This window comes from Paenibacillus sp. VT-400 (assembly GCF_001029205.1).
GTDB lineage: Bacteria > Bacillota > Bacilli > Paenibacillales > Paenibacillaceae > Paenibacillus > Paenibacillus amylolyticus.
Genome location: NZ_LELF01000067.1, coordinates 2,156,139 through 2,180,119 on the forward strand (window position 1 = coordinate 2,156,139; position 23,981 = coordinate 2,180,119).

Annotated in this window: 24 protein-coding genes; 20 read left to right on the top strand and 4 right to left on the bottom strand. The window is 45.1% G+C overall.

Annotated features, from left to right (window positions below):
• Nucleotides 1–23 precede the first annotated feature (23 nt).
• The 5 genes from EL84_RS20250 (at nt 24) to EL84_RS20270 (ending at nt 5,521) form a co-directional block, all read left to right on the top strand.
• The gene (locus EL84_RS20250) at nt 24–908 is read left to right on the top strand and encodes an alpha/beta hydrolase (protein ID WP_047842868.1); all 885 of its coding nucleotides are present in this window, start codon (nt 24–26) and stop codon (nt 906–908) included.
• Between the two features lie 229 nt (nt 909–1,137).
• Nucleotides 1,138–2,295 (top strand): type III polyketide synthase, encoded by a 1,158-nt coding sequence (locus EL84_RS20255; RefSeq protein ID WP_047842869.1) that lies wholly within the window; start codon nt 1,138–1,140, stop codon nt 2,293–2,295.
• Nucleotides 2,282–3,001 carry a methyltransferase domain-containing protein gene (locus EL84_RS20260; protein ID WP_047842870.1) on the top strand — a complete coding sequence of 240 codons (720 nt, stop codon included), beginning with the start codon at nt 2,282–2,284 and terminating at the stop codon, nt 2,999–3,001. Before EL84_RS20255 ends, EL84_RS20260 begins: the two co-directional genes overlap by 14 nt.
• 6 nt (nt 3,002–3,007) lie before the next feature.
• Nucleotides 3,008–4,156: an NAD(P)/FAD-dependent oxidoreductase gene (locus tag EL84_RS20265; RefSeq protein ID WP_047842871.1), complete on the top strand. Its 1,149-nt coding sequence runs from the start codon at nt 3,008–3,010 to the stop codon at nt 4,154–4,156.
• Between the two features lie 174 nt (nt 4,157–4,330).
• Complete coding sequence (locus EL84_RS20270) at nt 4,331–5,521, top strand: PLP-dependent aminotransferase family protein (protein WP_047842872.1); 1,191 nt, start codon at nt 4,331–4,333, stop codon at nt 5,519–5,521.
• Between the two features lie 68 nt (nt 5,522–5,589).
• Here the strand turns inward: EL84_RS20270 and EL84_RS20275 are convergent, their stop codons facing one another.
• Nucleotides 5,590–6,015, bottom strand: coding sequence for a MaoC family dehydratase (locus EL84_RS20275; RefSeq protein ID WP_047842873.1), 426 nt, complete (start codon nt 6,013–6,015; stop codon nt 5,590–5,592).
• Nucleotides 6,016–6,176: 161 nt separating this feature from the next.
• Between EL84_RS20275 and EL84_RS20280 the strand changes: the two genes are divergently transcribed.
• From EL84_RS20280 to EL84_RS20320, 9 genes are all read left to right on the top strand, one after another.
• Nucleotides 6,177–7,175, top strand: a complete 999-nt coding sequence (locus EL84_RS20280) for a LacI family DNA-binding transcriptional regulator (RefSeq protein ID WP_321163448.1) — start codon at nt 6,177–6,179, stop codon at nt 7,173–7,175.
• A gap of 117 nt (nt 7,176–7,292) precedes the next feature.
• The gene (locus EL84_RS20285; protein WP_047842874.1) at nt 7,293–8,174 is read left to right on the top strand and encodes a helix-turn-helix domain-containing protein; all 882 of its coding nucleotides are present in this window, start codon (nt 7,293–7,295) and stop codon (nt 8,172–8,174) included.
• 85 nt (nt 8,175–8,259) lie between these two features.
• Nucleotides 8,260–9,525, top strand: a complete 1,266-nt coding sequence (locus EL84_RS20290; RefSeq protein WP_047842875.1) for an ABC transporter substrate-binding protein — start codon at nt 8,260–8,262, stop codon at nt 9,523–9,525.
• A 46-nt stretch (nt 9,526–9,571) separates the two neighbouring features.
• On the top strand, nt 9,572–10,462 hold the full coding sequence (locus EL84_RS20295) for a carbohydrate ABC transporter permease (RefSeq protein ID WP_036608160.1): 891 nt from the start codon (nt 9,572–9,574) through the stop codon (nt 10,460–10,462).
• 14 nt (nt 10,463–10,476) lie between these two features.
• Nucleotides 10,477–11,358, top strand: a complete 882-nt coding sequence (locus EL84_RS20300) for a carbohydrate ABC transporter permease (protein WP_082219076.1) — start codon at nt 10,477–10,479, stop codon at nt 11,356–11,358.
• Between the two features lie 197 nt (nt 11,359–11,555).
• Entirely contained in the window at nt 11,556–12,965 is a 1,410-nt protein-coding gene (locus EL84_RS20305) for a spore germination protein (RefSeq protein ID WP_047842876.1), read from the top strand.
• Between the two features lie 40 nt (nt 12,966–13,005).
• Nucleotides 13,006–14,121, top strand: coding sequence for a GerAB/ArcD/ProY family transporter (locus EL84_RS20310; protein ID WP_047842877.1), 1,116 nt, complete (start codon nt 13,006–13,008; stop codon nt 14,119–14,121).
• Nucleotides 14,122–14,139: 18 nt separating this feature from the next.
• A complete protein-coding gene (locus tag EL84_RS20315) occupies nt 14,140–15,315 on the top strand; it encodes a Ger(x)C family spore germination protein (protein ID WP_161799439.1) in 1,176 nt (391 codons plus the stop codon).
• A 42-nt stretch (nt 15,316–15,357) separates the two neighbouring features.
• The gene (locus tag EL84_RS20320; RefSeq protein WP_036608149.1) at nt 15,358–15,576 is read left to right on the top strand and encodes a hypothetical protein; all 219 of its coding nucleotides are present in this window, start codon (nt 15,358–15,360) and stop codon (nt 15,574–15,576) included.
• An 83-nt stretch (nt 15,577–15,659) separates the two neighbouring features.
• Here EL84_RS20320 and EL84_RS20325 read toward each other — a convergent pair whose 3' ends face one another.
• Nucleotides 15,660–16,934, bottom strand: coding sequence for a stalk domain-containing protein (locus EL84_RS20325; RefSeq protein ID WP_047842878.1), 1,275 nt, complete (start codon nt 16,932–16,934; stop codon nt 15,660–15,662).
• A gap of 182 nt (nt 16,935–17,116) precedes the next feature.
• Between EL84_RS20325 and EL84_RS20330 the strand changes: the two genes are divergently transcribed.
• Both EL84_RS20330 and EL84_RS20335 read left to right on the top strand, forming a co-directional pair.
• Nucleotides 17,117–17,485 carry a hypothetical protein gene (locus EL84_RS20330; protein WP_047842879.1) on the top strand — a complete coding sequence of 123 codons (369 nt, stop codon included), beginning with the start codon at nt 17,117–17,119 and terminating at the stop codon, nt 17,483–17,485.
• A gap of 18 nt (nt 17,486–17,503) precedes the next feature.
• On the top strand, nt 17,504–18,736 hold the full coding sequence (locus EL84_RS20335; RefSeq protein ID WP_047842880.1) for a sialidase family protein: 1,233 nt from the start codon (nt 17,504–17,506) through the stop codon (nt 18,734–18,736).
• 79 nt (nt 18,737–18,815) lie between these two features.
• Here EL84_RS20335 and EL84_RS20340 read toward each other — a convergent pair whose 3' ends face one another.
• Nucleotides 18,816–19,241 (bottom strand): hypothetical protein, encoded by a 426-nt coding sequence (locus EL84_RS20340; protein WP_047842881.1) that lies wholly within the window; start codon nt 19,239–19,241, stop codon nt 18,816–18,818.
• 46 nt (nt 19,242–19,287) lie between these two features.
• Nucleotides 19,288–20,520: a GAF domain-containing sensor histidine kinase gene (locus EL84_RS20345; RefSeq protein WP_047842882.1), complete on the bottom strand. Its 1,233-nt coding sequence runs from the start codon at nt 20,518–20,520 to the stop codon at nt 19,288–19,290.
• Between the two features lie 163 nt (nt 20,521–20,683).
• Between EL84_RS20345 and EL84_RS20350 the strand changes: the two genes are divergently transcribed.
• The 4 genes from EL84_RS20350 to EL84_RS20365 all read left to right on the top strand — a co-directional run bounded on the left by EL84_RS20350 (nt 20,684) and on the right by EL84_RS20365 (nt 23,864).
• The gene (locus tag EL84_RS20350) at nt 20,684–20,992 is read left to right on the top strand and encodes a hypothetical protein (protein ID WP_036608134.1); all 309 of its coding nucleotides are present in this window, start codon (nt 20,684–20,686) and stop codon (nt 20,990–20,992) included.
• A 185-nt stretch (nt 20,993–21,177) separates the two neighbouring features.
• Entirely contained in the window at nt 21,178–21,750 is a 573-nt protein-coding gene (locus EL84_RS20355; RefSeq protein ID WP_051449755.1) for an esterase/lipase family protein, read from the top strand.
• A 191-nt stretch (nt 21,751–21,941) separates the two neighbouring features.
• Entirely contained in the window at nt 21,942–22,940 is a 999-nt protein-coding gene (locus EL84_RS20360; RefSeq protein ID WP_047842883.1) for an AraC family transcriptional regulator, read from the top strand.
• Between the two features lie 129 nt (nt 22,941–23,069).
• On the top strand, nt 23,070–23,864 hold the full coding sequence (locus EL84_RS20365; RefSeq protein ID WP_047842884.1) for an SDR family NAD(P)-dependent oxidoreductase: 795 nt from the start codon (nt 23,070–23,072) through the stop codon (nt 23,862–23,864).
• Nucleotides 23,865–23,981: the final 117 nt, after the last annotated feature.

Genomic DNA, 23,981 nt, shown 5'->3' on the forward strand with positions numbered 1-23,981 from the left:
AATCAACTTAAGGAGTGATATCTATGGATCAACAACAACAATTGGCAATGGTACAACGTATGCGTCAAAATGTCGTCGGTACAGGTGCAGCTCTTCAACCCAGTTCCACGTATGCTGTCACAGTAAAAGAAGTCATGATTCCTACGACGAAAGGTGATACACGTGTACTTGTGTACACACCGGATAGGGACCATTCCGCGCCTCTGCCGGTCTTCTTTAATATGCATGGGGGTGGTTTCATCTTGGGACAAGCAGAGATGGATGATCCATGGTGTCGCTTGATCGCTGATCGATCTGATTGTGTGGTCGTTAATATCGATTACAGTCTTGCACCAGAGCACAAGTTCCCAACGGCGGTCCATGAATGTTACGACGTTGTACAGTGGGTCCACGCCAACCCGCAATCCTTCTCGGTTAACCCGTCTCTATTCGCTATTGGGGGACATAGCGCTGGTGGTAATCTTGCTGCAGCAGTGTGTTTACTGAATCAGCAACGAGGTAGCGAGCTGCCAATTGTTCTGCAAATTATGGATTATGCCGTGTTGGATGTGGCTACAGATCCGGCCGAGAAACCGAGTTTTGCAGAAGCCATTCCAGCCGATATCGCCAGAACGTTCAATGCCATGTACCTTGATACGCCAGAAGATGCGCAAGACCCGTTGGCTTCACCTGTGCTCGCAACATCAGTAGAGGGACTTCCGGAAGCATTGATTATTACCGCGGAGAAAGATTCACTGGCCCAAGAAGCAAGAACATATGCAGCAAGGCTGGAAGCAAGCGGTGTGAAGGTGACACTTAAGGAGTACGAGGGAGCCGCTCATGGATTTACGCATTCTGGGGATCTCCAGATGGCTGAGGATGCCTGGTACCGAATGAGTGACAAGATCAGAGAAGCATTTTCCAAATAACGTGTATCAGAATGACGCTTAGTAGGAATCTGGTTACCTTGAAGTCGCCTAATGGCGGCTTTTTTCGTTCATTGGTGTGACTGCTTCAATGGCTTGGCGAAACCAAGCTTCTGAGCTTGCGAATGTGTTAATAAACTAGATTAGGAGCCTTATTGAGATTATAACGAGATCGTTAAGGGTAAGAGTTGTTACATTAGAGGAAATAATGACCAATACCAGGAGGTTTATTATGAACCAATATAACAGTCCATCCGATATCGCGATTCTTGGCATGGGAACGGCTATACCTGCTCACCCCGTAGCACAGTCAGATATTGCAGAACTAATCGCTTCTTCTCTTCAGGATCGGCCAGATTTGGCCCGTTTTGCCAGACGAATATTCAAGTCCTGTGGTGTTGAAACACGATATACCGTGGAACCAAGCTATCTGGGTTCACTCGAAGAATGCCGTTATCTGCCCTCTGGTGAGCGATCAGACATCCCGACAACCGAAGAACGAATGAATACATACAAGCGAGAGGCGCTTCCGCTCGGGATTGAGGCGGCAGAGAAAGCCCTGGAGGATTCAGGCGTATCTCCAAAGAGCATCACACATATCATCACGGTCAGCTGCACAGGTCAATATCTGCCGGGTCTTGATGTTATGCTCATCCGTCATTTGGGTTTGTCTGCCCGAGTTAATCGACTGCCGCTAATCTTTCAGGGGTGTGCCGCAGGGCTGAAAGCCATTCAGATGGCACGAGATGTGGTGCAGGGAGCTCCCGGATCACAGGTCCTTGTGGTCTGTGTAGAGTTGTGCACCATTCATTTTCAGCCTGTACAAGATCGGGAAGCGCTGTTTGCAGCTTCATTCTTCGGAGACGCTGCTTCTTCTTGTGTAGTGGGCACACCAGAATCTCAGCACAAGAATGTTTTAAGTCTTGGAACGGGTTATTCTGTGCTTCTTCCGGATTCGACTGAAGATATGACCTGGGAGGTGGGGAATCTGGGGTATGACCTGTATCTATCCCCTCGTATTCCGAAGCTGTTAGGTGTTCATCTGGAAGAGGAACTGCGTCTCTTATTGCAAAGTGAACAGCTTCCTGAACTATGGGCCATTCATCCGGGAGGACGCGGGATTGTGGACTCTGTGCAGAATGTAATGAAGCTGCGAGACGAGCAAACGAAGTATAGCAGGGATGTCCTCAGAACGTATGGTAACTTATCTTCCAATACCATTCTGTTTGTACTGAACGCGATGCGTGAGGACATGAAGGCACAGGGTCAATCCTCCACAGATGGTGTAGCCATGGCATTTGGACCGGGACTCACCGCAGAGTTGATGAAATTCACTTATGTCCCCTCATTATCTTCAGTGATGGAGGAGCATGATCATGTCCTTTTTTAGAACATTGTCCATTCGCGCCAAGGAAGATGAACTGATGGATGACTTCTCTCTGGGAGGGGAGGAGCTGCGTGAAGCGCTTAGACATCTGAGACGTCTTAACAAAATATTTGCAGCACCTGGCCCAACTCTGGCTGGTGTAGAGAAGTTATGGAACTCTGTCGGCAGGCCGGATAAGCTGACTCTGCTGGATGTGGGGGCAGGTTCAGGAGATGTGAACCAGAAACTACTGCAATGGGCAGATCGTCAGGGTGTTCAGCTGGAAATTACGTTGGTTGATCTGACGGAAGAAGCGTGTGAGGAAGCGAGACAACTATTTCGTGACGAACCCCGAGTTCGGGTACAGCGTGCCGATCTTACACAACTGCCGGATGCTTCCGCAGATATCGTGACAGGCTCCCAGTTTGTTCATCATTTTGACGGAGATCAGCTGGTTGATATGGTTTCTCATATGCTGCGAGCATCCAGATACGGTGTCGTTATTAATGATATTCACCGCCACCCCGTATCCTATAAGGCGGTCTGGATTACTACACGTATGATCTCGCGCAATCGTTATATTCGTCATGATGGGCCTCTTTCCGTAGCCAAAGGTTTTACAGGAAGGGATTGGAAGGAACTTAAACAACGTCTCAATCATGATACGATGACCTATGAATGGAAGCCATTATTCCGTTACTCTGTTGTTATTCCCACGAAAGGCAGGTGAACTTACGTGTCGAAATCGATAGATGTGATTGTCATCGGAGCCGGAATTGCCGGCAGTACATGTGCAATGCAACTGGCAGGGAAAGGACATCGGACCCTTTTGCTGGATCGCCAGGAGTTCCCGCGGCACAAAACCTGCGGTGAGTTCATGTCACCCGAAACCAAGGAGATGTTAGAAGTTCTGGACATTCACCTTCTGGACCAGTCGAAGAAACCTAGCACGATGGATCATGCCAAAATCGTTATGCCTCAAGGCGGAGTGATCGAAGCACCGCTGCCGGGATTCGCATATGGCATAAGTCGATATGAGCTGGACCAGATTTTGCATCAGAAGGCGCTGGAGGCCGGAGCCCAGATTGTGACCAAAGCGACCATAACGAGCATTGAGCAGCTTGAGGATGCCAGTTATGAGGTTCAGGTGAGACAGGGAGATGAGCGGATCAGCTACAGAGCCAAAGCCGTTATCGGGGCACATGGGACCAAAAAGCCGCGCGGGATGGCTTCCGCACCTGATCTGCGGGACCAAACCGTATACGTTGGCGTTAAGTCCCACTTCAGCGGGATAGAGATTCCCGCACGGGTAGAGTTATATTTTTGCGAGGGTGGTTACGTGGGCATTTCTCCGATTGAGGATGGTATTGTGAATGTCGCCGCATTGTTGACACTGGATACCGTCCAGGGAAGTGGCAAATCTGTAAACGATATTTTACAGGCGGCATCCCTGACAAACGTGAGTTTGGCAGCCCGTTTAGCCGAAGGAAAACCTGTAGATGGAACGCAAGTGTCGATTGCGCCGCTGCATCTGTCCAACGTTCCTGAACCGTGGTCTCAATATCCGCATATTGGGGATGCCATGCTGATGATACCACCCTTATGTGGAGACGGAATGTCCATTGCTCTTCGCTCCTCACTCCTGTGTGCAAGGTGGACTGACAAGTACCTGCAAGGTGACATTGAACATGCCGATTGGCAGAGTAATTACACGCTGGAAGCAAGCCGTGAATTCACCCAATTGCTCAGACGCGCAAGAAGAATTCAAAAGCTGGCTTTTGCCAAAACCAATAAATTCTATCCTGGTCTGGCTCGGATGATCCCCGGTCTAGCCGCTTATGTAGTGAAGGCCACACGGTTATCCGAGATGAACACAGCGCGCTAACAGGATTTTGCTCAATACTTATGGGAAAGAGGTTGCTGACGGCGGCCTCTTTTTTGGCGTACAAACATTAATTTTGTGGAGACAGTTTGGAAATTCGGGAAATGCTCGTATAATAGAATCTAATGTAATGATAGAGAGTTAATTCAGATGAAATGTCGGGAGGCACTATTTAAGATGAACTATTCATTTTCCAATCGTATCGCAGCACTGCAACCATCCATTATTCGTGAGATTCTGAAGGCTTCTTCGGGCCAAAATGTGATTCCATTCTCTGCGGGAAATCCTGCTCCGGAAACCTTTCCGATTGAGGCGATTCGCACATTCACTCAATCCATTCTGGAGCACGACCCTGTCACAGCTCTGCAATATGGGATTACGGAAGGATATGTTCCCCTCAGGGAAGCATTGACTCAACATTTGAAGACAGGTTTTGATACCGGTAAACCATCCGATCAATTGTTCATTGTATCTGGAGCACAACAGGGGATTGAACTGGCCTGTAAAGTGTTCTGTAATGAAGGGGACACGATTATCTGTGAGAGCCCGAGCTTTATCGGTTCCCTGAACTCCTTCCGGGCATCCGGTGCAAAGCTTGCAGGTGTTCCGATGGAGATGGACGGTATGGATATCGAGAAGCTGGAACAGGCGCTGCAAACGGAGCCTAATGTGAAACTGATCTACGTGATCCCAAGTTTCCAGAATCCTACCGGTGTAACAACGAGTCTTGCAAAACGTAAGGCCATATACGAGCTGGCTAAGAAGTATGGCGTTATGATTTTGGAAGATAACCCGTACGGAGAACTTCGATTCAATGGAGACGATGTGCCAACCATCAAGTCTATGGATGATGAGGGTCTGGTCATCTATGTTGGATCATTCTCCAAAATTTTGTCGGCAGGACTGCGCGTTGGTTTTGTACAAGCGCCCCATGAAGTCGTGGAGAAGATGGTTGTTGCCAAACAGGGAGAAGACGTACATACGGCCATGCTTCCACAGATTCTGGCGTACAAGTTCATGACAGAGTATGATTACGCGGGGCACATTAACAGCATTCGTGAGGTCTATCGGAGAAAAGCAACATTGATGATGGACAAGCTGCAAGAGCATATGGGTGAGTCCATTACCTATACCCAACCGGATGGTGGACTGTTCCTCTGGTGTGATCTGCCAGCACATGTGCCAATGCTTGATTATGCCAAGACAGCGGCAGCTCAAGGGGTTGCGGTTGTACCGGGAAATGCATTCCTGGTGAACGAGCAAGACCCTTGTAATGCCATCAGACTTAATTTCTCAACCCCGTCAGACGAACAGATTGTCAAGGGTGTAGAGATTTTGGGGCAGGTATTGAAAGGGTATAACGCTTAAAAATGATTCAATGTGATATATTTACGAAAAGCCGCCAATTGGCGGCTTTTTTGGACTTTTTCTCGTCCTTAATTATCGATTAAAGCACTTAATTCTGCCTGAAATACCTTTTGATTCTTCTGATTGAAAGTACTCAGTAGCACCGTAACAATCCCATTTCCTTTTCGTCTGGGAGTCAGTCCAATGACTTCTGCAATGACATGAAGTTCATCATCCGGAAAGACCGGTTTCAGGAATTGAATGTTATTCATTCCGGTGCCCGCCACGACATGCTCTCCATAGACCCCGACCTCAATCCATAATTTAAAGGAGATATTCATCGTTTGCATGCCAGAAGCAATTAAACTGCCGAATCGGCCTTGTATGGCCTTTTCCTCATCCAAATGCATGTACTGTGGGTCATAGATTGTGGCAAACTCAATAATATCACGCTTGGATAATGCCAAAGATGTGGTTTCGTAGCGCTGACCTATTACATATTCACTAAATCTCATGAAGGCACCTCGGTTTCTTTAATATGTTTTTTCGTAGTTGATGTTTTGCTAAGAGACATGACTGGACTGACGTGTTAAAATGCTAGTGAACTATCCCGTGTGCATTGCTGTGTTACTGCCATAATGAACTAAACAGATGAAACTGTCTTTGAGGAGTATATATGATGACAACGATTAAAGATGTAGCCAAGATGGCTGGTGTAGCCAGTTCCACCGTATCTTGCGTACTCAACGATAAAGGGAATGTAAGTGAGCCGACAAGACTTCGAGTGCTTGAGGCAGCGAGTCAACTCAATTATGTTAGGCATGGTCCTGCATCGGAATTAAAACGAAATAGTACACAAACCATTGGTATTATTGTCCATGACATGTCCAGCCCGTATTTCTCGGATTTGGTGAACGGAATAGAAACCGTCGTTATGAGTCATGGATACGATATGATCGTATGTAGTTCGTTGGGTGGAGAGAAGTCGACAGCCCATCGTTACATTCGTGAACGAAGAATTGATGGAGCTATTGTTATTGCTCAGAATATTCAAGATCAGTTGCTGATTGAAGCATCTGAAGCAGGGTTTCCGATTGTTGTCATGGATCGGGATCTGGATGCTCAACATATTGTAAAGGTTTTGATGAGTGATACGCAAGGCGGATACTTGGCTACCCGTTATCTGATCGATAAAGGGCATCGGACAATAGCTTATATTAGTGGCCCGTCACAATCGGAATGTAATCTCCATCGTTATCAAGGTTATTTGAAAGCTTTGAAGGAGGCAGGCATCGAAGAGAACCCCGAATGGAAAATTGGCGGACAATACATGAAGCAAGATGGGTACGATGCAGCCAAGAAACTGCTTGAAGGTGAGTTGCCATCCGCTGTATTTTTTGCAAATGATGAGATGGCGATCGGCGGCTTGGAAGCCTTCAGGGAGCATGATATCTCAATACCTGAGCAGTTATCCGTAATTGGCTTTGACAATATACCTGCATCTCAGTACATGAATCCACCTCTAACCACATTTCGTCAGCCGAAGAGGGATGCAGGCCAGCTTGCAGGTCATGTTCTCTTCCAATTGTTGAACGGAGAGATCGTAGAGACGTTATATACACTGGACATCCAATGCGTGGAACGTGATTCTGTTCGGCTCCTCAACCTGAGTTGAGGAGTTTTTTTGCATTTTATAGAATTTTAAATACTTAAAAAGAAAGGAGAGTAGCCATTAATGCATAATATAAAGACGAGGAGTATTTTTTGTTGGAAATAAATGGAGGTTGATACGATGGGCGTACCCACTTTTTTGGAGACAGGCCATATGCAAGAAGGTTTTCCCATTCGGGTAATTCATACAGGAAATCAGTTCAATTATGCTGCACACTGGCATGACGAGGTTGAACTGGTTCTCGTCAATGGAAAGGGCGCCAGAATTGGCGTGAACGACCACGTGTGTGAGTTGGAAAAAGGGGATGTGCTGCTGATCAAACCAGGGGATGTGCACTGCTTTTTGCCGGGGACCGAACATTTGACCATTATTTTGTTCCGACTCGAATTGTTAACCGGGAGTTTCACGACCGAAGCCGAAATTCAGGATCTCGGACAACTTTTCAACAAAACAACAGTTATTCCCTCGAATACGGGAAGTCAGAGCAATCTGACTCAATATATAGATGACATCATTACCGAGAAGAAAAATCAGAAGCCGGGATACCGATGGTTAATGGTGTCCAGATTGTATGATCTCATCATACTTTTATTACGTACCAAAGTACCGGTTACCGATGAATCTTCATCTTCAGGATGGGCATGTACTTCTTCCAAAAAATTCGAATTCCTTGAATCGGTCTGTGAATACCTGGAGGAGCACTATGCTGAGCCCATTAAACTGGAACAGGTGGCAGAACATATTAAATTCAGCAAGTTCCATGTCTGCAAGCTGTTCAAAGAGATCAAGGGAGTAACACTGATGGAATACTTGAATCATTTTCGAATTATCAAGTCCGAGTGGGCCTTATTGTTCCGTCAGGATACGATTCTGGAGATTGCGATCGGACACGGATTTAACAATGTTAACTCCTATAATCGTCTTTTCAAAAAATATAATGACTGCACACCCTCCGAATTTCGTAAGAAACATCGTACGAATATCACAAAATATGGAGGGTAATGCACAATATTTGTGGAGAAAGCCCTCTCCAAAATCAATATACTCTAATAAATTGTAAGCGTTTCCTTTTTGAAGGAGGGGGCCTATGAAGAAGTGGTTTAAGCCAACTATTGTATTTGTATGTGCAGCGATGTTGTTAGCTGGTTGTCAGTTCAGTCCATCGAGTCAAACCAAGCAACAGGAGATTACCGTGTGGAGTTTTACGGATGAAGCAGGGTACGCCATCGAAAAATTCGAACAGAAATATCCTGACATCAAAGTGAACTTTGTCAACATCCCCGGTAATTTCTATATCACCAAGCTGAAATCTGCGCTACAGACAACCTCGAAGGCTCCAGATGTATTTATGATTGAAAATGCGAATATTCGAGAGCTGATTGACGTTCCATATCTGGAGAATCTATCAGCTTCGCCGTATAACGCCAATGAACTTATTCAGGAACAATATGCTTTTGTTCAGGCCAATGAACAGGACAGTGAGGGAAATGTCAGAGCGATAGGTTATCAAGGAACACCAGGGGGCATCTACTATCGTCGGGATCTGGCGAAGAAATATCTGGGCACCGATGATCCTGAGAAGGTGGGTTCACAGATCGATACATGGGAGAAGATCTTCGAGATTGGAGAGAAGGTACAGCAACTTAGCGGGAATAAAGTACATGCATTGGCGAATTGGAATGCTATATCGAATTCATATGATGGTATACCTTGGGTGAAGGACGGCAAACTTGTCATCGATCCAACGTACTTGGAAGTGCTCGATCTTGTACGTGAAGCACGTGAGCGGAATGTACTTGCCGAGTATGAAGATGGAAGTGCCGGTTACGCTGCATCCATGCAAAAAGGAGAGGTCATGTTCTATCCCGGGGCAACCTGGGGTTTGCAATATACGTTCAAGGCAAACGCTCCGGATACCGAAGGCATGTGGGGCTTAGCCCAGGGACCGTCAGCCTTTAGTTCAGGTGGAACCTATATCGCGATGTACAGTAAAAGTGAGAAAAAGGATTTGGCCTGGAAGTTTATTGAGTTCTATAATTTTGACCACGACTTTCTTTCCGAGTTAGCGAAAGAACAGGATTATTTCACCAGTAACATGGTTGTGAATGATGAACTTGCCCCGTCTCTCTCATCGACCTATTTGGGAGGACAGAAGCATTTCGAGTTTTTCTCGGAGGCCGCAAAACGGGTACCTGTATACGAACGCACCAAATATGATGCCACGATTAACAATGATATCTACAAGATTGTACTCCAGTTATATCTCAACAAGGACATTCAGACCAAGGAAGAAGTCGTAAAGCGAATCAAACGTGATGTCACCTTGAGATTTCCGGAGCTGGAAGTGGATTAGTAAGCAATTGAATATACACATCCGATGATAACTGGGGGGATAGAACATGTTTGCCAAAACGATTCGCAAGGACCATTACGGCTACTACTTCATTGCTCCGTTTTTTATTATTTTTACCACTTTTGGGCTGTATCCCATTTTATATTCGCTCTACATCAGTTTCACCAACTTTGATGGGATCACGACACCTGATTTTGTAGGGATCGGTAACTACGTTGCCGTATTACAAGATCCGTTGTTCTACAAAACCTTGTTTAATACGTTATTCATCTGGGGCGTATCTGTAGTTCCACAGCTCACAATCTCACTTGTGTTGGCTTTTATCCTGAATGATAAGTTGCTCAAAGGACGGGACTTTTTCAGAGCCGTATACTTTTTTCCCAACATCGTTACGGCGGCATCACTTGGATTGCTTGTCAGCTTGATTTTTGACTGGCAGTCTGGCGGACTGAATCATTTTTTGGTGCAGACCGGCATAATACAAGATCCAATTAACTGGAAAAATGATCCCTGGTTTATGCGTCTTATTGTATCATCCATTTTGTTTTTTCAATACTTCGGCTATTCCATGGTCATCTACCTTGCAGGTCTTCAGGGCATTGATCCTTCATTGCTGGAAGCTGCACAGATGGATGGCGCGAAAAAGAAACATATTTTCATCCATATTATCGTGCCGATGCTCCGTCCAATAATTCTGTTTCAGATGATTACATCCATTATTGGTGGCATCCAGATTTTCGATCAGCCATTTACACTAACCAACGGCAATGGCGGTCCTGACCGAGCAGCCATGACGAGCATTATGTATCTCTATAATGTAGCATTTCAGAGCACACGATTTGGTTACGGCGCTGCCATCGCATTTTGCCTGTTTATTATCATCATATTGTTGTCCGTTGCATCCTTCATCATGACCAAGCGGAAGAGCCGTTCATAGGGAGGGGAGTTCTTATGCAAACTGCAAAATCAGTTGAACAACCAAATGCGGCGATTCAGCAATATGCCAATACAAGGGGCCTGACGGCAGGCAAAATCATCATCTATCTGTTGCTGACAGGTCTTGCCGTGCTCTGCATTATTCCATTTTATCTGATGCTTATCTATTCCACACATAACAATGCAACGATTGCTTCGACGTTTACATTTCTCCCTGGGTCATTTTTGATTGATAACTATCTGAACATGGTATCCAAAATCAACATATGGCGTGGGTTTGCCAACAGCATATTTATTGCCGGAACATCGACCGTATTATCTCTGTATATTGGGGCCTTAACTGCGTATGGATTTGCCAAATTTAAATTCAAAGGTCGAAACGGGTTGTTCCTGTTTCTGTTAGCAACCATGATGGTACCGGGTCAACTGGCTTTGATTGGCGTATATCGACTATTCAGCATGATGGGACTTCTGGATAGTTATGCCGCAATTATTTTGCCGGCTGCGGCTAACGCATTTAATGTATTTTTTATCAAACAGTTCATGGAGAGCAGCATCCCGGATGAGATTATTGAATCTGCGCGGGTGGACAGTGCCGGTGAGTTCCGGACGTTCAATCAGATTGTACTGCCTATTCTGGGGCCGGCAATCGCCGCCCTTGGCATATTCACGTTTATCGGATCATGGAATAATTTCCTAACACCGCTGGTGCTGTTTTTCTCCCTGGATAAATATCCGCTTCCGGTATTGGTTGCGCTAGTGCAGGGGTACTATGGGATGGATTATGGGCTCTTGTATTTGGGTGTAGCGATCTCAATCCTGCCTATTATTATTGTATTCTCTGTATTTTCCAAACAGATTATTGGGAGTGTTGCTTTGGGTGCTGTGAAAGGATAGGGATAAATAAAAAAGGGAATTGCAAAGAGCAAGATCAACGGATTCATAGGAATGAATAGCGTTTTATATCATCAGAGTCGCTCATGAGGGCGGCTTTTTTGGCATTCTATATTTTGCGTATATATCCCATCTGATAAGTAAAGGATACCTTTAACTGAGAATATCTGGACGGAGCGTTTACGGAAAGGGGAGGCGTCATGGACACATCAGCGATAACACAACAGAACCTGCCATTAACCGGACAACTTGTTATTGATCAAGAAATGTTACGCTCCGTTTTTGCGGGTTGCTCGGACGTTGTATTTCATACATTCCAAACGGCGTGTCTTACATCAGCGTTATGCGTATATTGTGTTGGTGTATGCGATACGGAGCGGCTGGAGAGACAGGTACTAACCCCCATTCAGGAAATGGGGATCGAAGCTGCGCAAGTTCCCCTAGCTTCTGTTAAGCAAGTTGAAACGACTACTCAGGCAGTACAGGCCATATTTGAAGGAGAAGCTCTGTTACTGCTGGACGGTTCAATAGGCGGAACTACATACCCTCTATACCTAGCTGCAAATCGTTCAACGGAAGAACCGTTAGCTGAATCGACCGTGCGTGGTGCACGGGATGGGTTCACAGAATCGTTGACCATGAATATGTCTTTACTGCGCAAACGTCTCAAGACACCTGCATTGAAGATTCATACACGTAACATGGGAGAACGTACAAACACCAGTATTTCACTTGTATACATGGAGGGGATTATTGACCCCAAACTTGTTAAGGAAGTGCAGACACGACTTGCCGATTTAAAGCTCCAAGACGTACTGGAGAGTCAATACATTGAAGAAGGGATTATCGATGAGCGATATTCACCATTTCCACAGATGATTGCGACGGAGCGCCCGGATGTCGTTGTTTCCAACTTGCTGGAAGGTCGGTTTGCTATTCTCGTTGACGGAACGCCTTTTACCCTTATCGCACCAGTAACCATTTTTTCCATGTTACAATCTCCCGAAGATTATTATCAAAATGTGTTCATGAGTGTTTTTGTACGCTGGCTGCGATACATTTTTTTTGTTTTATCCATGCTGCTTCCATCAGCTTATGTAGCGATTACGACGTTTCATCAGGAGATGATTCCTACCGTATTACTTCTCAGTATTGCTCGGGCGAGAGAAGAGATCCCTTTTCCTGCCCTGGTGGAAGCACTCATTATGGAAATTGCCTTTGAAGCATTGCGTGAGGCTGGCGTCCGATTGCCCAAGCAGGTCGGATCAGCGGTCAGTATTGTGGGGGCCTTAATTATTGGGCAAGCGGCGACGAGTGCCGGAATTGTCTCAGCCCCCATGATTATCATTGTAGCGATTACCGGTATCGCTTCTTTCATGATCCCTCGCTATGCTGCCAGCATCGCGACCCGTCTACTACGTTTTCCCATGATGTTTCTTGCAGGAACGTTGGGACTCACGGGTGTCATGCTGGGAGTCATCTTGGTTGTCATTCATCTAAGCAGTCTTCGTTCATTTGGAACACCTTATCTCTCACCGGTAGCACCTACGATGGCTAAGGAACTTAAGGATGTATGGTGGCGTCCATCCCCAAGGAACAAACCACACTAGAACAATCTACATTCAAGCAAACAAGGGAGCGGGATTACATATGTTGACTGACAAAGGGAAAATATCGGTGACTCAATTGGCATTTATGGTCTTTCCCGCCATTCTCGCGACGGCTATCCTGTCTGTGCCTGGAATTACAATGCACTATGCAGGACATGACATGTGGATGACTCCGATTATAGGTTCAATCGTTGGATTGGCTGCTATTGGTATTTCCGTTGGACTTGATCGTCTGTACCCTGGAAAAACACTCATTCAATCCAGCGTATTGATTATTGGTCGGATTCCGGGCAAGTTATTCGGCCTGATATATATTGCTTTTTTGCCCCACCTGACGGGCTTGATTATTCGGGAATACGGTGAATTCATTGTCAATAATGCACTTCCGCGTACACCTTTGTTTGTTGTGATGGGTACGATGGTTGTTGTATGTGCGATTAATGTCAGACTCGGGATCGAAGTTGTCGGACGAACCGCCCAGGTGTTTGTTACCCTGCTGATCGTGCTGCTGGCTTTGATCTTTATATTGTTGATTGGTGAACTGAATCCTGCCGAGCTGTTTCCTTTTATGGAGAAGGGTCCAATTCCCATTATTACGGGGGCTGCTGCACCTGCTGCATGGTTTAGTGAATATATCGTGTTGGCTTTTCTGCTACCTTATGTGAATGAAAAAAAACGAATAACCCGGGTCATGCTGGGTTCCCTTGTATTTACAACAACTGCAATGACAGTTACCAATCTGTTTTGCCTGTTTTTAATTGGTGATTTGACGGATACATTTGTATTTCCGGTCATGATCGCAGCAAGATACATAACTATTGCGGACTTTCTGCAGCATATCGAATCCCTTATTATTGCCATCTGGATTTTCGGTATTTTCGTTAAAATTTCCGTTTTTTTATATATCTTTGCTACATCAACCGCGGAATGGTTTGGTTTGCGAGACTACAAACCTGTGGTTGGTCCACTTTCGTTCCTGTGCATGATATTTGCTTACTGGGTTGTGTCCGGTGGATCCGGTATTTCCAGTTTGGTTAGCGCTTCAGCCAACTTGTATACGATCAGCATTTTATTAATCCTTCCGGCTATGATCTACGGTGTCGCATGGCTGAAGAAAGGGTGGGCACATTTTCGGAAGAATCGAGCGAACACCTGATTGATGGGGGAGGAGCACTTGCGAATATATAGAGTACTACTAATGCCAATATTGTGTTGTGTGCTTTTAAGTGGATGCTGGGATCGCATCGAGATTAACGATTTGGCTATCGTGCTGGCTACAGGGATAGATTATGAAGATGGTGAAGTACATTTGACTTCACAGATTTTCATTCCGCGGAAGGCGAGTGCAGGAGATAGTAGTGGGAGTGGAGGCAGTCCAAGCGGGGTAACAATGATTCGAACAGCGGAAGGACGTACAATTGCAGAGGCATTGAATCGGTTACAACGTAAAGTTCCCCGGAATATGTTCTGGGGCCACTGCGAAGTCATAATCATCAGTGAGCAAGCCGGCAAACGCGGTATCCGCGAGTATATCGATTTCTTCCTGCGTTACCCTCAGTTCAGGGAGCATGCATATGTCTTTTCCAGCGAAAAGGCTGCGAAAGATATCCTTGCGTTACTTGATCCACTGGAGCGAAGTTCTGCTGAATCGCTACGTGAGATGGCCAATCTGAAGTTAGGTACACGTGTTACTGCGCTTGAACTGGCTAAATCTATTGAAGGTCCGAGCAGTTCAGCCATTTTGTCTCGCATGTTAATCTTACCCCCGGAGCCCGATCAGGATAAACTGACGACTACGCCATATGTGAAAGGTCTGAGTATGTATAAGAAGGATCGTTATGTCAAGACGGTCAAAGAACCACTAAGCGTAGGTGTATTACTACTTGCAAAAGAACTGAACAGCATTATCATGCCCGTTGAGTTTGAGCCGTTAAAGGGTTCTTTTTCGATAAGACTCATTGAAAATAAAACCTCCTTGAAGCCGCGAATTGTAAACAAACAGTGGAGTATGAAGGTCGACATCCAAACCAGGGGAGAAGTGGTGTTAAATACGACGGATGCCAATCTGACTGATCCTGCTGTATTAACTAAACTGGAAAAGGAATGGTCGGCTAAGCTCACATCTTTGGCTCATGATGCTTTAGTCATGTCCCAGAAAGAGTTGCGCTCCGATTTCTTCAAATTCGCAGTTGAATTCCGCAGATATTACCCGCATCAATGGAAGGCGCAGGAGAAGAACTGGGAAACCATCTATCCTGATATGGACGTGCAAGTCAACGTAGATGCACATGTAGTACGTACCGGAAAATCAACAGGACCACAGGGGATACCTAATGAGGACGAAAGTTGAACAGAATCGGCTCCTGTACAAGCCTGGAAGAGAGGTGATTGCATGAAACTAGGCTCAATCCTTGGAATATTGATGCTGGCGACTGCGATAGTGTATGGAGAGTGGAAGAGCAGCAAAGAGAAGCGAGCCAGAATAGTGAGCGCGGGATTTACTGCTGTGGCGGCAGTAATTGGGATCATTCTTCTCTTTCAGCCCCGTTTGCCTGGTCCTACCCAGTTTGTGAAGCTTATATTTGGAAGTGTGGATAAATTTATAAAATAAGATGATGGGAAAAAGAAGGACCAAGTCTCTGCGTACCAGAGGCGCGGTCCTTCTTTTATTTAAGTTGTAGCCAGTTAGAAAGTTTACTCTTTGATCACAGAAGCATTTACGGCATCTTCCATTTTCGTATTGTAGGAACGGAACAGACCCAGACGCCAGAACGCGGCTCCTTTGAGGTCATAACGTTTGGCGAGACCCAGCTTATCATCAACAGAGGACGGCGTTTCACTGCTTAGACTGATACCGAGCAGAAGTTTACTCTTTGGGACACCGGCCTGAATGGCTAATTGAATCGCCTGATCTACAAGACTATTTGGCTCAGGTACCTGAGATTTGGTGCCCACCGGATTATACTGATAGGCCATAATAATAAGATCATCTGCAATAGAGGCAAGTGTCTTATAATCATAACCTTTATAAGCACTATTTAGCGGCGGTACTGCCAGAGATAAAGCTGTGTCCTGGGGCAAGGAACTTTTTAATTGTTTCACGTAAGCATTGAGCAGCTTCTGTTGTTCTACCGCATCCAGTTTAAAGCCCAGTCCTTCAAAATCCAGAACAACTCCGCCAAAACCATGCTCCGTGACAGCAGCAGTTATACCTTCAATCGATTTCAGCCGCAGGCTCTTGTCGCTCAGAACTTTGGTCAGTTCTCCGTTTCCATCCAAGGCATACACCATGAGCTGTGGTTGGATCTGTTGATCTGCTGCATCAGCAACGATGGACTGCGGTGTAATATCACCCGCAGCAGCAGGGAGACGGTACTCATCCCCTTGGAGCGTGAACTGACCTTCACGATCAATGCGGCTCCAGCCAAAGGCTACGGAATTCATGGAAGTAATAAGGTCCTTTTCTTGAAAGGATTGCAATGCATAGAAGGCTCTCAGGTGCATCTCGCGTTGTGGGGAGACAAGGGAGACCGTCTTGGTTGCTTGATTCCAGCTTACTTGTACACCGAATTGGTTACTGAACGAACTTAGTGGAATAAGTACGCGGCCCTCCCGCTGAACGGGTGCAGCTGCGAGTGTAACTTTTTTTCCATTTACGGTCGCTGTGGTGCTGCCAACTTGTAATAGTACCTCGGTAGTTTGTCCTTTCACAGTGTTCGTTGCTTTTACAGTCTGTGATTTGCTGTTCCAGGTAATATCGATACCTAGGGCTTCCCCGACCGTCCGAAACGGAACGTAAGTGACACCTCTATCAATACGTGGAGCTGCATCAAATTTCAGGAGCACATCATCCAATTGAACTGAGATGGCCGGGGCAGCATAGGCTCCACCGATATTGGGGGTACTTCCAAGGATAGAGAGAGCAATTACAGTAACCGCAGCGATTTTTCCTGCTTTTTTAATAAGCATCGTTTGTGTCCTCCAACTCCGTACATAATAGTAGAATTATATTTTGAACAGAATCTAGTAATCTAACATATGTAGCATAACAAAATTTTCATATCGTTCCAATATAAGAGTCTGGAATATAGTCATACTGGCAGCAAGAATCGTAATATACTTTACTATATATTGCGGAAGGAGTGTGCTTTTTGCCAAACTCTACAGGCTTTATTTACAATCCAACCTCGGGTGAGACCCAATCCACTCAACTCATTGTGACGTGCATTAATGATTCCCTTAATGCTCCTGTCAGTATTGAGCTGGAAATTTTCAGATGGGACACCACTCAAACTGCGCGTATACCTATAGGTCATGATCTGTTTGAATTACTTCCTCAAGCGACCCGAACCTTAATCTATCCATTGATTAATGCTGCTTTTTACGAGGTGCAAAGCGATTATTTTAGTGCTACAAGTACGGTCATTCATGTATATGGTGTTAACTCTACAGGTCAGATCATCCAGCGTGTGCTTCAATCGGAGATGACATTAATTGATCGATTCACAAATATCCCTTAAAGGAATTGAGGTGAGCAGATGGTAGTTGTGAATATTACCGGGGCTTTGGCAGGCAGTCAATTTGAACCTTCAATTGCAGTTAATACGCTGAACCCGAATATCATGTGCGTGGTCGCTGTGGATACCAGTACCGGGCCAACATTGACTGGTTTCTATCGTTCCATTAATGGAGGCAGTACCTGGACCACCACTGTGCTTCCTCAACCGGCAGGGTATGCAGGAGCAGAGGCGCCTACGATAGACTATACGTTTCCGAATACCTTTATCGTTACCGTACATTTGTTTAACGGGATCAATGATGGAACGATTGCGAGTTATACTTCTTTTGATGATGGACTCACGTGGCAGCCACCGGTTATCGTCCAAGCGGGGTTCGGTACTATTGTTCATAATGATGAGCCTTTCATAGCTGTTGATCGTTCTCCAGGTAGCCCTTATCGAGGCCATGCATATGTCGGATATACTCCGCTTGCTACCGCAACTTCTGCTATATTTACGCAAAGATCGCTCACTCAGGGGTTAACCTGGGAGCCACCTGACCGACAGTCGAATCCGCGAGGAATTCATGACCGGGCAGCGTTGGCTGTTGGATTCTCAGGTCAAGTCTATGCGGGATATATCATTACGGGTCCTGCCAGTCCATCCGCGTTATTACGTATTTCGTACGATGGGGGCATTACCTATCAACCTCCTCTGGAAAGACAGGCAACGTTTATTTCATCCGTTGTACCTGCACCTTCGCCTTTACCTGTACCTAATTATGCTTTTCGAGTACAGACCAACTTAAGTTTGGGAGCGGATATATCAAATGGACCTAACAGTGGGACGTTATACGGGGTTTGGAATGATGCACGTGCCGGATATACCGATGTTTTACTCTGCGAATCTCCGGATGGCCTTTTATGGTCAGACCCCATCAGTATCACAGGCGCGCCACCGGGTACACAGAATTTTTTCCCGTCCATAACCGTATCACCTTTTGCAGGGACGATCAGGGTTATTTATTACTCCAATCGAATTGACGGATTCCTGCTGGACGTTTTTGTTGCGGAATCATTTAATGGAGGTGCGAGCTTCACTAATCGTCGCATCACAACTACATCTTTTAATCCAAACGGTAACTCTCCGATGCCCACAGTACTCATTGGAGACTATATTACTGCGGCTACAGTTAGTCCAGATAATCTGGCAGCTGTCTGGATGGCGACAACGCCGCCCACAGGCAAGCTGGATGTTTATTTTGGAAACTGATGCAATATAATTGGAACAACCCTGTACCTTTAATCTTATGAACAAACAGATTCAAGGTATAGGGTTGTTTGGGGTTTTCTTAATCCGAAACGACAAATCCGTCGAAACTCTCGGGGCCTACCCGAACCGTTCCGAGCAAGTTGGTACTGATAAATGCACTGTAGGTTAATTGTGGCACGATCGGAGTGTTAAAGTCACTGGCAGAGAAGACGATCACTTCAGGGATAAGCAGACCATTCAGACCATACGTGTAGTTGCCGGAGTAAACGATCGGATCCGTTGCAACTGTGCCTCTTACAATAATAATCCTCACTTGAAATAGGGCAAGTGGTAATTGTACCGTTATGGTTCCCTTGAGAGAGACTCTCAGGTTGGCTCCGGCTCCAGCCGTTTGCAGACCAATCTGGCCGAATAATTGAGGCGTGTTAATCACTGGAATCGGTATGGAAATAGAATTAAACAACGCAGCATTTTGCGATGATCTTGCATCCAGAAATTGTGTCAACGTATATACCTCCTATCTTTTTCAGATAGAATAATATATTCATCATTCAGATATTTGTATGGACGGTGGGTGCAGCGCTGGAAATATTAAAGACAAACTGACTGCCCATAGGACTGGACTCTTTAAGCCATACAATGCCACCCATTAATTCAGCGAGTTGTTTACAGATGGACAGGCCAAGCCCCGCTCCGCCATACTTTCCTGAATTACCATGAATCTGGGAGTAGGATTTGAACAACAGATCCTGACGATCCTGCGGGATGCCGATGCCCGTATCCTTTATTTCGTAGGATGCATGGAGAGTACCTTTGGTATCAGCAGATACCTCAGTAGAGATGCATACTTCCCCTTTCTCAGTGAATTTAAGCGCATTCCCAACGAGATTGATTAAAATCTGACGAACTTTGTGCTGATCACCCATAAGCATTAGGTGATCAGTAATATTATATTCTGCGTACAACCTAATTCCTTTTTTCTGTGCTTCAGAAGAGAATAATTGTAATACATGTTCAACTGTTTCAGTGACATTATAGGGTTTGATCTCGAGAGAGATCGCACCAGCTTCTGCTTTGGAGTAGTCCAGAATCTGATCCATCATCGACAGAAGGCTGGCGCCACTTGACTCAATGACATTAACATATAACGATTGATCCTCACTCAGCCTGGTAGATTGCAACAGATTGGCCATTGCAAGAACACCATTCATTGGCGTCCGGATTTCATGGCTGAGAACGGCCAGCAAATTTTTCTTTTCTTCAAGCACTTTTGCAGCGGTCTCTTCCGCCTGTTTTAACTGTTGCAGAGTTGTTTCCATCTCAAGAAGACTCGTGAAAAAGGAAGACAAGGAGAGAAGCAGATCCACGTCCTTTTGTTGATAGGAATAGAAATCCTGATCAAATGAGCAAAGGGAGCCGTAAATTTCTCCGTTCTCATTATGTATAGGCACACCAACAAATGAACATCCACCTACGAATTCGGTTGCGTCCATATGTCTGGTTAATGGATGTGTTAGATTATTATTGATTACTAACGGGCCTTGGGAATGTTCAGTCACAAGTGCACAGTATGACTCGGCGTTATCAACGACCAGCCCCTCACCCAGAATTAGTTTGTCACGATTATATACGTTCAGAACTTTGGTGGATAGATGATCCAACTGTGCAATACAGAACGTGTTTGCAGGAATTAACCTGCTTGCCGTGTCCATGACATTAGCAGCCGAATCATATAATTTATGTGAGACAATGGATAGTACATCAATGAATTCCGTTTTTAACATATTGATTTGACTCCTCCTGATTGTAGAAATTCGTTGTGCACTGTATTCAGTATATATGAATTTGAAGAATCGATCATGTATGGTTTTGACAGTGGAAGACGGAAATGAGAAAATATAATGCTGTGTAACATGTATATATTAATAAAGTTTTGGAGGCAAATCAATGAATCAGCGTTTTCGAATTACCCGATCCATGCAAGATAGTAATGCCGAACAATCCATCTCGCTGGAAGAGTGCAAACTCTACTTCGAATCCCAACCCGATTTTACCTATTCACCGGTTCTTAACATTGTAGGAGCTGAGAGTACCATGACCATCGAGGGGGACTTTTTTATGTGGGACCTTGAGGGTGCACAGATAGCTTTTCGCTTGTACATGGGGGATCTGTATGTAGCTATTTCGAACGAAGCTATTGTACCCAAAATGATTGAGATTGCAACGGATCTACGTGCAGATATCGTTGAAGGATAAGAAGTAGAGAACTAGAGTTTAATAAAATGTAATGATGTTAGTTGTAGTATACTTTAGACATCCCTGTAAAAATGAGACTAAAGATTCATTTATATTCCATATGTTAGATTGTAATATATGGAATATAAAACATTTTACAGGAGGGTAATGAAGTGAAAAAGACCAAATTAATACTTGTTGTATTCATGAGTATGATCCTTGCCTTATCAATAACTGGAATAGGATCGAGTTCAAAGGCTTCTGCAGCTACGGCACGTACACCCATTGTATTGGTACATGGATTGACCGGTTCAGATAGCAATTTTACAGCAATTGAGAGTTATTTGCGTAGCCAAGGGTGGACAAGAGACGAATTATTCGCGATTGACCTTCCTAGCAAACAAGGAAACCAGCTGTTGAACTCCGCAGCAATTAGTCGATTCGTAGATGATGTTCTACGCCAAACGGGTCATACAAAAGTCAATATTATAGCTCATAGCATGGGTGGAGCTAATAGTCTCTATTACATACTTAACCGTGGAGGCGCTTCCAAAGTAGATAAGTTAATTACCCTTGGCGGGGCTAATCGATTGACCACAACGACAGCTCCGAGTGGAATAAAGGTGACTTCGATCTATTCCACCAGTGACACGATTGTGTCCCCGGTACTTTCCCGTTTGAACGGGGCGAACAACGTTTCGGTTTCCCTCGTATCCCATATCGGTCTGCTGTTTAACTCGCGGGTGAATGCCCTGATCAAAACTGCGTTGAATGAGTAGCTGAACATACAAAATGTGCATTTTTTCATTGATACACAATGATTGACTTGAACACGACTGGCCATTTATGGGCAGTCGTGTTTTCGTATTACCCGGAAATGGCTCGCTGAGGTAAGATTCAAAAATAGGTACATCCATTCTATAATTAGAAATCAGAATAAAAATGGAACAAGTTAAAGGAGTCTGTATACATGCAACCTCAACCGAATGATCGGATTAAAGTTCATCCAGGCTTTTGGGCTGGATTACATCAATTAGGGATTGGTGCTGACGACATCGCTCGTACAGCACAACTATCTCTTGAGACAATAAATAAACCTGTAGTGACCCAATCTCAATACTTCGCAATCTGGCAGGCGTACTCTGATCTCATTGGGGACACTGCCGAAAGCATTATCAAACTTGCAACCGGATATGAAATATCGAAGTATCCTCCGCCTGTACTGGCGATGTACCATGCTCGTGATTATCGTGATGCGTTGAATCGAATGGTCCGTTACAAGCAAATGTGTCCTCCCGAAAGTTTACAGATTACCGAAGCAGGGGAGGAATGGTTCATTGAACTCGAATGGTTACATAAGGAGCAACAAGGTCCGCCATTACTGGTTGGTATTACGCTGGCATTTCTGATCGAACTTGGACGGAGGGGCACAGGACAACCTTTGACTGCAAAACGGGTTGAGTTCTCCCAACCGATGGGTGACGTAGCCACCCTTGAGGCTTACTTCGGCTGCCGAGTTGATACGAATTCTAACCATAATCGGCTGACGCTGGAACGGAAAGATCTGAGTCTTCCATTTCTATCGTATAACGAGGAGTTACTGGAGATTCTGACCCCGGCACTGGATCGGTCGCTCGACGAACAAGAGAGCAATCGTTCCGTTACTGAAGTGGTCAAATGGATTATGAAACGCAGCCTCACAGGAAAGCGCCCTGACATCCAGACGATCGCCAAAGAGCTTCGCATAAGTGATCGTACTTTGCAGCGGCGACTGACGGAGGAGAACACAAACTTCAAGCAATTATTAACCGAGGCCAGACGGGAGCAGGCTCGAGCGTACCTTGCAGATCCTTCACTTGATATCAAAGAAGTGGCATTTCTGGTTGGATATGAAGATCAGAATTCGTTCTATCGTGCTTTCAAGACTTGGGAAGGGGATACACCTTCAAATTGGCGTGTCAGGCAATAACTCTGGCGCAAGCTGCTAGTTACTAGACCCTTCAGACTGCGTAATATTATACCTATCCGGTGCATGAAGCTATTGGCAATGTCCAGAAGAAGCAGCCGGATAGTTGTAATCATGAAGGAGAAATGCAGGATGGATATGGGACTAAAAGAGAAAACAGCCTTAGTTACAGGATCGACAAAAGGGATCGGCAAAGCGATTGCTATAGAACTCGCTCGAGAAGGTGTTCATGTTCTGATTAATGGACGTAATGATGAAGAGGTGGAACAAACCGTTCGTGAAATCAAGTCCACTTTTCCGGAGACCTCTCCGCAAAAGGCTACCGCTGATCTTGTGGATCTGGCGCAACGCCAAGCTTTATTCGAGAAATTTCCTGAAGTTGATATATTAATCAATAACATGGGGATATATGAAATCATGAGTTATGAAGACATAAATGATGAAGTGTGGGAGAAATATTTCCGTACTAATGTACTTGCTGCCAATGGCTTGTCTCAATTTTATTTACCTAAAATGGTGAAGAACAATGACGGACGTATTATTTTCATTGCAAGTGAAGAAGCCCTTATGCCTTCAGGCCAGATGCCTCAGTATTGCATGACCAAGTCAATGCTGCTGTCATTATCCAAAAGTTTGTCCAAACTGACAGCAGGAACCGAGGTTACGATCAATACGGTCCTGCCAGGTCCAACACTGTCCGAAAACGTACAAGAAATCATTGAGGGCATATACCCTGATGAGACGTTGACTTTCGAGGAAAAAGAGAAAGACTTTATGAAGAGTAATCTGCCACAGTCCGAATTACAGCGATTCATCAAACCAAGTGAAATAGGCAGACTCGCTGCATTTGTATGCAGCCCATATGCTTCAGCCTTCAGAGGCTCTCCCATCCGAATGGACGGGGGCATGGTTCCCACCATATTTTAAAATTGTTCAGGATACAGGATATGTATCCGTAAGATGTCGCCAGCATTGGCGACTTTTTTATTTGTAAATGATCTATGCGAGGGGCGTCAATCGAGTTTATAATACAGGTATGATTTT